Annotated in this window: 8 protein-coding genes; 2 read left to right on the forward strand and 6 right to left on the reverse strand. The window is 31.1% G+C overall.

Annotated features, from left to right (window positions below; genetic code table 11):
- Window positions 1-155 precede the first annotated feature (155 nt).
- Genes C8N28_RS07360 through C8N28_RS07375 form a run of 4 tightly spaced genes read right to left on the reverse strand, consistent with a single transcriptional unit; the run spans window position 156 to window position 6779 of the window.
- Window positions 156-2507: an nSTAND3 domain-containing NTPase gene (locus tag C8N28_RS07360; RefSeq protein ID WP_132223152.1), complete on the reverse strand. Its 2352-nt coding sequence runs from the start codon at window positions 2505-2507 to the stop codon at window positions 156-158.
- A 7-nt stretch (window positions 2508-2514) separates the two neighbouring features.
- Window positions 2515-4893: an AAA family ATPase gene (locus C8N28_RS07365; RefSeq protein WP_132223155.1), complete on the reverse strand. Its 2379-nt coding sequence runs from the start codon at window positions 4891-4893 to the stop codon at window positions 2515-2517.
- On the reverse strand, window positions 4886-5590 hold the full coding sequence (locus tag C8N28_RS07370; RefSeq protein ID WP_132223158.1) for an ABC-three component system middle component 1: 705 nt from the start codon (window positions 5588-5590) through the stop codon (window positions 4886-4888). Before C8N28_RS07370 ends, C8N28_RS07365 begins: the two co-directional genes overlap by 8 nt.
- Window positions 5574-6779, reverse strand: a complete 1206-nt coding sequence (locus tag C8N28_RS07375) for an ABC-three component system protein (protein ID WP_132223161.1) — start codon at window positions 6777-6779, stop codon at window positions 5574-5576. The genes C8N28_RS07370 and C8N28_RS07375 overlap by 17 nt, the downstream gene beginning before the upstream one ends.
- A 647-nt stretch (window positions 6780-7426) precedes the next feature.
- Here C8N28_RS07375 and C8N28_RS07380 point away from each other — a divergent pair.
- Window positions 7427-8218 (forward strand): hypothetical protein, encoded by a 792-nt coding sequence (locus C8N28_RS07380; protein ID WP_132223164.1) that lies wholly within the window; start codon window positions 7427-7429, stop codon window positions 8216-8218.
- Between the two features lie 613 nt (window positions 8219-8831).
- On the opposite strand, the gene C8N28_RS07390 is transcribed toward C8N28_RS07380, so the two are convergent.
- On the reverse strand, window positions 8832-10757 hold the full coding sequence (locus C8N28_RS07390; RefSeq protein ID WP_132223170.1) for a hypothetical protein: 1926 nt from the start codon (window positions 10755-10757) through the stop codon (window positions 8832-8834).
- A 4-nt stretch (window positions 10758-10761) separates the two neighbouring features.
- Window positions 10762-11286, reverse strand: a complete 525-nt coding sequence (locus C8N28_RS07395) for a hypothetical protein (RefSeq protein WP_132223173.1) — start codon at window positions 11284-11286, stop codon at window positions 10762-10764.
- A 371-nt stretch (window positions 11287-11657) separates the two neighbouring features.
- Between C8N28_RS07395 and C8N28_RS07400 the strand changes: the two genes are divergently transcribed.
- Window positions 11658-12494: an endonuclease/exonuclease/phosphatase family protein gene (locus C8N28_RS07400; protein WP_132223176.1), complete on the forward strand. Its 837-nt coding sequence runs from the start codon at window positions 11658-11660 to the stop codon at window positions 12492-12494.
- Window positions 12495-12550 lie beyond the last annotated feature (56 nt).

The raw sequence follows: 12550 nt of genomic DNA on the forward strand, positions 1-12550 counted from the left end.
TTCGTTAAATGGTTTGGGCCATTACTTGACACTCCCTGAACTGGGATATTCGGGTAAGCCAAGTGGATATTCCGCTCTATAGTGGAGCGGAACACTGGTGTACTTTCGTCGGAATATCCAGACTTTCTTTTCAATTGATCAAAATGAGATTATTTTTAAAATTCTAAAAATGGCAAATCATCATTAATCTTTGTATCCTCAATATTAAATAGTCTATTAATTGTTAAAGTTTCATTCGCCACATCATAAGAATTTTCAATACTTTTAAGTAATGTTTCTTGAGTAGATTGAAGTGATAAATTCATTTGCAATTGATCATCATAATTAAATGAATATTCATTTATTGCTGGAGATGACTCTATATTAAGAAATTCATTCATTTTTGCTGCCGCTCGTTTTCTGGTTTCGATAAGTTGAATTAGTTCATCTCGCTTGATGATATTTTTCAAATTATATGTCTGTTCAATATAATATTCAAAACTGCTACTCCACGATTTATTAATATTATTTTGAATTTTAGAGTAAAAATCTAGATTGTTAATTTTGGCTTCAGTAATAATAGACTTATATCGTTCCTGACTTGAAATCAACTTCGAGAATGCTTCTATATGGTAATAATATGATATATCTTCAGAGAGGATTAACAACATATTCTCAATTGAGAAATTGAATTCATTCTCAATATTGTTATCTGCAATATAATCAAGTATTTCAATAAGGTTATACCGATCATCCCAACCAAGAGATATGGCTGACAAATTATTCATTATTTGAATCACTTTATGCTTTATATCTACCCATTTAAAGAGCTTAATCAGAACTGCTGCAACATGCAAATTCTTGTAAGTTCCAGCCCCTTTTAATTGTGGTAATCGCTCACTAAATGTTTTTAATAGCTTTTCATAATTATTCCTTTCACCAAAATATATTCTCTTCGAATCTTGTTCTAGCTTCGTGGTAATCCGATCTCGAAACTGCCCAATTACAATCGCCGATTTTAAAATAATAAAGTACTCTTCAATATTTTTATTGAAATAATTGTATAAAAAATCTTCAATTGATGGGTTTAAAAAGCGATACTGAATCGTCGTGTAATTTTTTTCTGTTTTGTGCACTCTATTTATAAAACCATCTAAAAGTTCCTTGACAACCTTATTGAATGTTCCAGATGTTTTTGTATAATTATTATTAGAAACTTCATACTCCAAGCGAATATCAAAGGCTTCTTTTAGATTTGATTCCTCAACAATATATCTACCGCCTAATGAATAAAGTGTAGATAGAAAGAATCTTGCCTCATTGGAAATCTGCTTATTATATGACTTTTCCCATATTTTGGTTGGATCTTCCAAGAAGTCTAAAACTTCTTGACTATATTCTATCTCGGGCTGTAAACGTTCAATATCAGTAAAGAATTCAATAATACGGGGGTTATAATTCCTGTGAGTTATTACTTTCCAATAAAATTTGTCTTTAAAAAAAACAGCTTTTAATTCCTCAGAAAGATTCGAAAAATATATATGGTGATATAGAATTTTTGCCTTATCTAGATTTCTATAGTTTTCGATTTTCACTTCATAATTAGAAACTTCCATTTTAGAGTTATCTATTTTTTCTGATTCCTCTTTAGCTTGTTTCAACAATGTTGTTCTACAAGTAAGAATAAGTCTTTTTGATTTATCTGATCTTATTTGATCAGTAAAATTCACTATCGCTGAATCTGCATTTCTTGAACTTTTAAGATCTAATGTTGAGGCACCTAAAAAATCATCGAAGTAAAATACCTGTTTTTTATTTGGAAGATACGAATCCTCAGCCTCTCTAATTTCCCTTACATATACAAGTTCAAAGTCCTCTGCGAGTAATTGATAAGTTAGCATATTCGCCAAAGTAGTTTTGCCTATACCTGGCGCCCCAGTAATCAAAATAAAATTATTTTGATTTAAAATATCAACAGCGAGTTTATGGGTTATACTTGGAACAAATATTCGAATCTTGTCGTATATATGTTTTTTAGTAAAATCTGATCTTCCCTTAACTCCATTATGAAGTATTCTTTTTAGCACTGCCGTTCCTGACAACCATAACTTGAAATGATTCTCTACGACGGCTGGATTATTTCTCAAGAAATTATTTAAATCATTTTTGCCCAGTATGTCTGATGTAGATTTTATGTATGGATTGAAGATGATTTTGATTTCTGCCTTACTCTGAGGACTGAGGGCTAACGAAGTAACAAAAATGTATCTCTGAGGGTTTAATTTAATTACTTTTTCAACTTCTTGCTTTTTTAATATGCTTTTTAATTTTGTCAATCCAGAATCAAGAAAATGTTTTACCTGAACAATAATTTCATTTTCATTATTGTTTGATGCGTATCTTAAATCAATCCCCTTATCCTTTCCCGATTTAAACGATTGAAAATCTGTCTCTAACTTAACAGAAAGTATATCCCGAACTAACTCTTCTAGGTCCTTATCGTTTAATGTTGAGAAATCATAACTCATAGGAAGACTAATTAAATGTGGATTCTAAAACGATGGTTTGAACATTTTGAATTTCTGTATTCATTTCAAATTTATCAAACTTATATTTCATATAGCGTGAAGTAAAGTCATCATGAGTAGACATTATTATTTGATAATCCTTGAATTCATTTCGAACAAGTTCAATGAAAGTGTGAATATTTAAATCATCCATAGTTTGAACAGGGTCATCTATCGATAAGAACTTGAAATTTTCGTTGGTATTATAAACTTTATTTAATGATAAACAAAATGCTAATGATACGACAGCCATTTGGCCCGAGCTCAGATGGTAAACAATATCGTGATCAGAAGAATGACCAGTCTTAAAACGTACATTGTTACTTAATCCAGTAGGGTGGATTTCAACAAAAATCCCCAAACCTTGTTGATAGCTTTGAAGGATTTTTCCTGAATAGATGTAAAATGGCACTTTGATTTTTTCAATCAATTCAACCTTATGTTCTTGAATACTCTTATGTACTTTATCATAAATTGAAGTAATGTGTTGAAGCAAATTAGATAGTTTTTGCTCACGAGATTCTAAGAAAGTTAATCTTGAATTTGCTATTTGTGCATACGATCCTAAAATATATTGAGATTTGGCAACTATCATTTCAATCGTTATTTCAGAGAATTTAGTCCGATCCGCATCAAAATAATGAACGTATAATTGCTTGTTATCAATTAACTGTTCATTATATAATAGTTCTGATAACAGGTCTCTTTCAAGGAAGGCTTTGAGTAAGGCTCTTTTCTCACTAATCTCCGCCATTGTTTTTGGTGATTGGGAGAAATCTATTGCCTTCATTCCCGAACTGCCAAGTATAGCATAGATAGCGAAAATTTCTTCCGTTTTTTCCTTCAAAGCAGAATATTCCCTGAGTAATGCAAGAACAGGCTGTTCTGTTATATTATTTGCAGCTATAAATTCTGTAGCTGATTCTGTTAATCTTGAATGGAAAATTTTTATTTGTTCTTCAAGATTAGTTTTTGTTTGCAACTTCTCTGAGCTATAAACTTGTAATGAGGTGGTTTTAATGTTTATTGCTTGTTCTAAGAATTCAAATGATTCGAAATTTGTATCGCATAATGGACAATTAGTGTCTGAAACATGTTCGGTATGTTTTATTTTTTTAAATTCTTCAAGTGTTTGGTTTCGGCTAGAATTTATTTCTGATATTATTTTGCCAATGTCACCTAGGTCACGATTAATTGCTTTAATATCTCTTTCAATTATAGCGTAAGCCGTGTATTCTTCTGGACTTGCTAAGAATGAATCGAAATATTCCTTTGATATAAATGCTGTGTTTGGGGATTGAAGAAAATTATTGGCTTGGCCAATTTTTGAATTGATTGCTTCTATATTAGCTATAAGTTCATCCGTATATATATTCCTAATTAAAATTGCGTTTAAAATCTGCTGATTGGAAAGTACTTCATCATTAAGTTTTTTGTACTTAATGGATTTTTCATATTCGTCAGGAGAAAAGTTGTTTTTCAGAATTGTTAATGAAGCGAGTATATCCTGGAAAGATTTAAGCTGTTCTATAGCGGTGTTTAGCTGGATGAATGGTTTTTCTTTATCAAAGTCGAAATCTTTCTCCTTAAATAGCTTTTCATAATCGCCACTTTGTGTATCGGGTAAGGATTTTCTTAGTTGTTCTAATTCTTGGTTAATTAATGTCTGTTGACGGATTAAATTACTCTTCAATTCGAGAAGCTTTTGTTTTTCCGCCTCTTCCTTTTCAATATTAAAGAGAAAACCTAATGATGCACCTTTATCGTCCTCATTTTTACGTAAAAAATAGATACTATCCGCTTGCTGGATATAGTTAAAAAGATAATAGATGGATGCTAAATCTACGGTTGAATCTACTCCATAGAATAGATTATTTATTTCTGTTTGCCGAACGGGTGAAAGGGTTGAAAAGTTATCCTCCGTAAAATGAGTTGAATCTGTCGTAAGATAGGTAGTGAAAATATTTCTAGCATCAGCAGGAATAAAGTCTCTACCATGATCTATTTTGGTAGGTGATTCACCATCGTCGTAATATTTAATAATAATATGATCAATATTTGTGGTAGAATTATGAACCCATAATTTGAGTATTACGTTCTCTCCATCTGTGTTTTGAAAAAATGGCTTATTTTTGTTATTATTTTTCTTTTGGACATGATCAAATAATTCAACTCTCTTGAATTCGCCAGTAAGACAGATTTCAATTATATCAAATATGGTTGTTTTACCAAATCCATTGGGTCCTGATAGAATATTCACATGAGTTTCTGCAATATCAAAATGAAAAACCGTTTTCGGTTTAATTCCCTTGAAGTTTTCAAGAGATATTTTTTTAACTTTAATCATGTGATAGAATACTTAATAATTCATTGATTTTTGCTTCATCCTCTGGCTTGCTAAAGTCGACTTGCGCTAATTCTTCGGAATGGCTAACTAACGACGCATACAATGACGCTTCGGCACTAAGAATCGATGTTAATTTTTGACTTAGGGACGTAAACCTCTCTTTGTTATAAACAAGGTTTAAAAAAGGCAATTTGATAAAGAGTTGCATTATTACAAGATATTCAGCAATGTCAGATTGGTATCCCTTTCTTGCGAAAACATTGAAAGTGGTGTTATCCTTTACTTTTGTTCTTAGTTCGGGAATAAGAGGGGTGGCAGTTAATCCACTAATTGAGGCTTCGGTATATAAAATGACATATTTTTTAAAAAAATATTGATCTTCCTCAATAAGAAGAATTTGTTGCTGCAGATCCCCAATCGCGTCAATGTTTGAACAATTTACAAGAACGATTAATGATGAGTTCTTTTCTATTGTAATTTGATCACCACTATTCACAATAGTTTTGAATCCATCCATTGCAGCTTTATACTGCGAATTCTCCTTTATTAGTTCCTTACTATTAAGAGTAATAAAATCTGTTTCCGCAATATTTATTATAAAGAAAAACGATTTATCCTCTTTCGAATAAAATGGGATAGCTCCTGTTTTTTCGATATAGGAAGATTCATTTAATAGCTTTTTAATTATTATTTCCATTGTTTAACTTTAAAAGTGCGTCTTCTCTTTTTACTAATTTACTATTGGCAAAGAACATGAACTTGTCATTGTCGTCATCTTTTTGTTCGGGTGTTGCCACCATGAATATGGCGGGGTTTCTATTGATGAGTTCAATTTCAATGTTTCTATTGATTAATGAGTGATTCTCCCACAAAAGGTTTTGTGACTTGAGATTGGTAAGGATATTTTCGACGACTGTTAGCTTTTCTTCTTCCTCTGCAATAATCGCTGTCAATGTAAATTTGCTAGCCTCAGTATCCTTATTGAATTTTACAATATTTTCGATTAATACTGGGTCTGTATCAATAATTTCGATAATCATTTTGAAAAACACCTGTTTGAGTCCCTCTTTATTATAATATATTTGAGTTTTCTTTAAATTCTCTGGAGTTTCATTAAGATTCATACGCTGCAGGAACATTAAAAAATTAGAATCATCTAGGTTATTGATTTGCCTTATAATGTTGTCGTGAATTTTATCAATCCTATCCTGAGTCAAATTGGCATTGTGTATAACATAAATATAAGTTTCATAGAATAGCTTTCGACAATCGTAAATATCTTTCTTTGTAAATGTTTCTGTGCTCCGTATTAATTGGTCAATTTCTAATAAGGAAAACTTTATGTCAAATAAGTATTTATGAACTTTTTGATGTTCCATACGTATGCGATGATCAAGTTCAAATGAAAGGCGATAGTATACCTCATCTATTACTGGTTGTGAAGCATTAAGAATAGTACTTAATTCCGTTTTTATGAATTCTTCGATCTCAGTCGTTCCGCAATGATTTTGTGTCGCAGTATAGGCATAGCGAAGAACACCATTATTATTGGTTGTAGCGGAAGTATCCCAATCGCCAATCCCCACAGCTGTATGTAAATATCTTTCATTGCCAGGTTCGAAATCGCCATTCAATACCCCATGATAGGTGCTCTTATATATGTTAGCTGCGGAATAATATGCTTTAACCTGATGAACTGTTAAGTATGTGCGCGGCCCTCCAACTGGTTCTTCATAAACTGCAACATCTTCATGAGTTTCGAATTGCACAAAATGAGTATTTAAGTCAATCCCATTTCTCTGCAGAGTACGGAGCGCAATTAGTAAGCCTACTTGGCCTTGATGTGAATAACCACTCCAACTTGCTGTTGCATTTCTATTACTCATTTTGCTAAAATTAAATTTTTGTAACCTATGTTATCGTTATCTCCTATACTTGCCTACAACTTAGATATTGACGCATATAAATTCCATCTTTTTGAACTTTACCGAGCAAACAGCATCCTGCATCTAAGTTAAATTCTCAATCAGATAAAACTAGGTAATCAATACTACATAACCAAAGACCAATACCACAAACTTTCTTTTGGTTATCAGACATACACAAACTTGCCACTAAATCTTCTTCGAAATCAACAAATCCATCAAGGCGACACCCACTTCCACTACCTCCCAAAACTAAGTTCCAAGAAACAATAATCACTCAAATCCCTCCTGGCAAAGAATAGCTTTCTCCATTGCTAACGAGCCTCCCTTGCATTCAATACCGAAAAAGACTACGGCATAAACCCACAAAACCACCTCAAACGCCATTTATTCCGTTTCACTTTTGATTATCCATGTCTCTACACGCATTTACCCATAAGCGGAAAATGGAATACTGTATTTCTCTAACAAATAAGCTATTTCCAAAAACTATCCTATATTTATAGAAAAAAACTACATTATCGCATAGTGAAGGCTTATATAAATCGGAAACAAAATTCTATTAGTAATGCGATCGGAAATTATTTTTTATAAATTATCTAAAAACTATGCCCATCTTTCACTATACAAATGTCCAATCACTTGCTTTAATTTTACATTCAAAAAAAATCCGATTTACTAGATTAGATTTATTAGATGATTTAAAAGAAATCGATGGACTACCTGATAATATAGAATCATCCTTTTTTGTTTCTTGTTGGACAGAAGAGTCTGAAGAGAATTTGTCTTTATGGAGCTTATATACTAGAATGCAAGGAGTAAGAATTGAATTGCCCCAAAAATTTTATAAGGAATACAAACATCCTAAAGGAGATTATGGACATTGGGGATTCTCCGAAGAAACAATTTGTCCAATTAATATAGAGGAATTCAGAACTGATGAATATATAATTTCAAATCCCTTTTGGCTTGAAGATGGTTTTTATATAAAAGTTATCTACGATAAAAATTACAAAGAGCTAAAAGAATCAGCAATATTAAAAACTGAAAAAGAAACAGGAATAAACCATATAAAGAATTTAATAATATACAAAAATCCAATTTGGGAGTTTCAAAAAGAATCAAGATTTTACTTAATGGCGAACCCACTTCCACCATTGAGTGATTTCGATGGGGATAGAATAAAACAAATGAAGAATATTAGTTTGGGTCGCATAAATAACAGTTGTGATCATATTGATATAGGTATTAATCCCGAAGTTTTAGATAGTATTGTTGTAAGATTATATCCAAATTGCGAGTACTCTGATGAATTAATTGTAAGATCAATTTTAGATAAATTCACCAAAAATGGCAAAATAGAACATAGTAACCTAAATGGAACTTATAGAACGAAATGATCTACTCATAATGTATGAATTCCCACGTATAATTCCAGTTCGCAACTTCGCACTAGAGAGCAGAGGTTTAATAATCTCAGATCAGTAAAAAGAAATACATCTTTAGAATATATTAGTTATTATCACTTAAGTGACTATTGATACCCGACGTTTAGCCGAAACTAAATCAGAACATATCTTCAAGAAAGGCTCAACTTTTGAAAAAGGATTTAAACTATATTGTTTCGATAGAGTGTTGAGAAATCTGATTTCAAGAATGAAAAATTGCAGTTAAAACTAAGGTCATCTTTAGACGTAAGCGCAATGAATCTTCCACAACATTGGCAAAATGAGCCACTTTGGAAATAATGCTAAATACCACTAACGATCAAACACGATACTCTTATACTTACATAAAGAACCCCCAAAAGAACCCCCGATTGCAAAAAACCCTCTTTAAGTCATATTAAAGCAATAAAAACAAGTCCCGTCCGGACCGCCAGATTAAAAGGTAATTAGTTAATAACTAGTTACCTTTTTTTATTTTATAGGTGGTGAATGCTTTACAAGTTTGATACTATTTACATTTGTTTCAAATGCCGGAAAGAATCTTAACGCGCAAAGCTCATATTCATTATTTTGATTGGATTTTATTTATGACTGCCTTTTCTTTACTTATGATTGGCTCTTCTTTATTCAACACACTCTGTACAGAACCTTGAGGATAATTGACTACGTATCCTATTACTAAAAAAGAAGAAATGACTATTAGAGAAATAATTATCCAGTGAACCCAATGAACTTTCAAAATGTTATCACGAGTAATAATCCATATTAATAATACAAAAAGACACAAAGAATAACCATAAGAAAGAATAAATCTATAATAAATATGTGGATCAGAATAAACTGGTTCCTGTGAGAATACTTGTAAACTTCCTATTGAAAACAAAGCAACTGCAGAAAATATAGCTAATATCTCTACCGATCTTCTTTCATGCTTTCTCATCTTCTCGGATTCCTCATTAACCTTATCTACAACTTTTTCTAGCTTTTCATAAACTGTTACTAGTGCATCGTATTTTACCTTTTTTAAATGTAAATCGTCTTTTTTAGCTCTTACATTTTTATAGTTTAATGGAAGCAAATATGAGCTAAATATAAAAAGGTTAAAATCACCATATTTTGTATCATAAATTATATAATCAGAATGACATTCTTCAAAAGACATTTGAAAAGGTATAAATTTTTTATACTCGCTCCACTGGAATGCTTCTTCGAGTTTTCTAACAGTATCTTCCAATAATCCTAAAAGAACCTTAAATTCTCTAAACATTGCTTCATTCAATAAGTTATCAGAAAGCTTGTCAATCCTTTTGGATAAAGTTATACCAAGTTTTAACCAAGGAAAGAAATTTCTAATAAAATTATTATTCTGATGATTTTTGATTGTATAAAATAATTCTCTATAATACTCCGAACGACCTGACTCTCCATTTTTACTTCCACATAGGAAGGAAATTCTATTATTAAAAACATAAGAGGTAGAAATCTTTTTGGCATATTTTTCAAAAGAAGAGACTGGCTTAATTTCATTAATATCATTAAATAGATTATCTATCTGTTCTTCATTTTTATAATCATCTTTATAGATTTTTATCAAAGCGTGATAATCTCCATAGGTATAGTTTTTTCGGACTTTCTCATATATTAAATTGACTCTTTTTCTTTGTTCATTTTTATAGTCGGCATGGAAATTATAGTGAATATCAATCACATCAGACCAATTTTGCAATTTTTTATCTAATTCAATATTATCTATACTTAAAGACTCATCTTCTTCCTGATTAAAAGAATAAAAGAAAACCTCCTCATCTTCATTGTTTTGAGTTATATTTCTATAAAGAAGTTTTACTAACAAAAAATTTATCTTGGATATTATAGCTTTTTTAAGAACCTCATCAATTTTTAATTCACTGCTTTCTTTTTGATATAATAAAAAATTTCTTAATACTGTTGGATTTAGATGATAATTAAAATGCTCTATATTTGTACTCCAAAGAATGATATCAAACCCCTTTAAATAATCTTGTACTTCCTCGTCAAACGACTTGGATATAGTCGTAATTTTTATCGCTCTAACTAATTTCTTTTTTCTATCAATACTAAATTGGTTTTCAAGATCTCTTGTAAGATAAACTAAAGGAGGTTTAATATAATTATTAAAAAGTTGAATTATATTAATAGAAAAACACAATTGGAGCTCTTCTGACTCTGCTGGATGAGTTTTAATATCAATTTGATTAGCAACTTCATGCAAATACTTTTCAAGCTGTCCTAAATAATCATTTCTTTCTTTATCTTCAATCAATCTACAATACTCTCCACTAAGAAAAAAAAGAATATAATAAGACAATATCTCTGTAGCTGCTTTTATAATTTTATTAGTTATTAGCGATTTAGATTCAGGTTCGAAATTATTCTCACTAATCCAATTTTCATTGAAATAATCCCTCTCTAATATCTTTATTAAAGTAGATATAGGTAAATCAGAAGCCATCTAACTACAAACTATAGATTTTTGTCTCCTGTTGAATAAGATTGGTAGCTATCTTCTTAGAAAAAGATTCTTTTTTTCGTGCTTGTGAAAATGTATACCGCCATGAGAACCAACTATGACTAAGCTCGACAAGTTCAAATGGACTAAAAGATATAAGTTTAGCATTCTCCCCTTTTAAGTTTTTTATAGCTCTATCAATAACCTCAGAATCTCCATCAGGTACTATATTCCAATCATTAATATTTACAAACTCCAATTTGGAATTTGTAACATTGAAATATTTAAGAGTGTTTAGATATGAATATACGTCGCTTTCAACATGGCCATAAGGCATAGCATGAAACTCATTGAAAATGTTTAATGCTTCTTCTTCAGTTGAACATGCAAAGAAGTGAAGTTTTAAAACCTTTAATTTACTTAAATCATTAAATGAATGCTCATTAAAATAACTAACTGAGGTTTTATAATATTCGCAATACCAGTCTACTAGCTCACGAAGAAAATATTCAAACAAATCTTTTTTAGACATGATTACTAAATTACACTTGAGTTTACAAATATTGGAGAACTTACAGAAAAAGTAAGACTTATTAAAAGTAAGATATTAATTTTATAACCACAAGCAATTTGACCCATTATATTATTGCAAATCTATTTATTCTGATCGTATATTTTTCACATTAATCCTTTAATTAAAGGATTAAATTCTTCTTTTGTTTGTTTAAGACGGACGATTCAATAACTTTCTCCGTCAAAAAATAGTTAGCTTGTTATTTCGGGTCTGGTTGTTGTATTCGGAATCCCAATAGAAAAAAGTATATTTATTCGGTATAAAAATGATTACTTAGCTAATACAGAATTAAGCTTACATCAATGAAAAGAGGCTAAAAAATTAAAACAATGAAAAAAATATCCATAACATTATTACTATCATTACTGATATGCGCATCTGCACTTGCTCAAGAGTTAAAAGTTGCTACTTACAACATCCGATATGCAAGTGCAAATGATATAGGAAATTTATGGCCAGACAGGGCTCCTTACGTGGGGGCATTGGTTAGATTTCATGATTTTGATATATTCGGCACCCAAGAGGGTCTGCCAGAACAATTAACTGATCTGGATGGCTTGTTGCCGGCTTATGCGCGTTACGGCAAAGGAAGAGATGATGGTAAAGATAAAGGAGAACATTCTGCCATTTTTTATAAGAAAGATAAGTTCACCCTCTTAAACCAAGGAGATTTCTGGTTAGCTGAGAACCCCAATGTACCAGCGAAAGGATGGGATGCAACATGTTGCAATCGAATTGTATCATGGGTCAATTTAAAGGATAATAAGTCAGGTAAAGAATTCTTTTTCTTCAGTGCTCATTATGATCACCAAGGACAGATAGCGCGTAGAGAAAGTAGCAAACTAGTGCTGAAAAAGATACAGGAAATAGCAAAAGGGAAACCTGTAATTTTTGTAGGAGATTTAAATGCAGATCATGCAAGTGAACCTTATAAAATATTGCAAGATTCAAAAATAATAGTTGATACCTATACATTGGTAGATGAACCTTATCATAATAATGGAAGTTTTAATAGTTTTAAGGTTTCGAATAATACGACAATCATCGATCATATCTTTGTTACGCCTGGTATCAAGGCTTCAAAATGGGGAATATTGACTGATAGTTATTTTGGCAAATATCCATCTGATCATTTTCCAGTTGTAAGTGCTTTGTCACTTCCTTAATATAGCCAAACTCACATTAAGCAGATACTAAACAGTAATTGAACAGTCCTTTTACC

This window comes from Albibacterium bauzanense (assembly GCF_004339765.1).
GTDB lineage: Bacteria > Bacteroidota > Bacteroidia > Sphingobacteriales > Sphingobacteriaceae > Albibacterium > Albibacterium bauzanense.

Excerpts from the sequence above, each read along its gene's own strand:
- C8N28_RS07390 (WP_132223170.1), bottom strand. The coding sequence starts at position 10,757 with ATGGCTTCTGATTTACCTATATCTACTTTAATAAAGATATTAGAGAGG.
- C8N28_RS07395 (WP_132223173.1), bottom strand. The coding sequence starts at position 11,286 with ATGTCTAAAAAAGATTTGTTTGAATATTTTCTTCGTGAGCTAGTAGAC.
- C8N28_RS07375 (WP_132223161.1), bottom strand. The coding sequence starts at position 6,779 with ATGAGTAATAGAAATGCAACAGCAAGTTGGAGTGGTTATTCACATCAA.
- C8N28_RS07360 (WP_132223152.1), bottom strand. The coding sequence starts at position 2,507 with ATGAGTTATGATTTCTCAACATTAAACGATAAGGACCTAGAAGAGTTA.
- C8N28_RS07380 (WP_132223164.1), top strand. The coding sequence starts at position 7,427 with ATGCCCATCTTTCACTATACAAATGTCCAATCACTTGCTTTAATTTTA.
- C8N28_RS07370 (WP_132223158.1), bottom strand. The coding sequence starts at position 5,590 with ATGGAAATAATAATTAAAAAGCTATTAAATGAATCTTCCTATATCGAA.
- C8N28_RS07400 (WP_132223176.1), top strand. The coding sequence starts at position 11,658 with ATGAAAAAAATATCCATAACATTATTACTATCATTACTGATATGCGCA.
- C8N28_RS07365 (WP_132223155.1), bottom strand. The coding sequence starts at position 4,893 with ATGATTAAAGTTAAAAAAATATCTCTTGAAAACTTCAAGGGAATTAAA.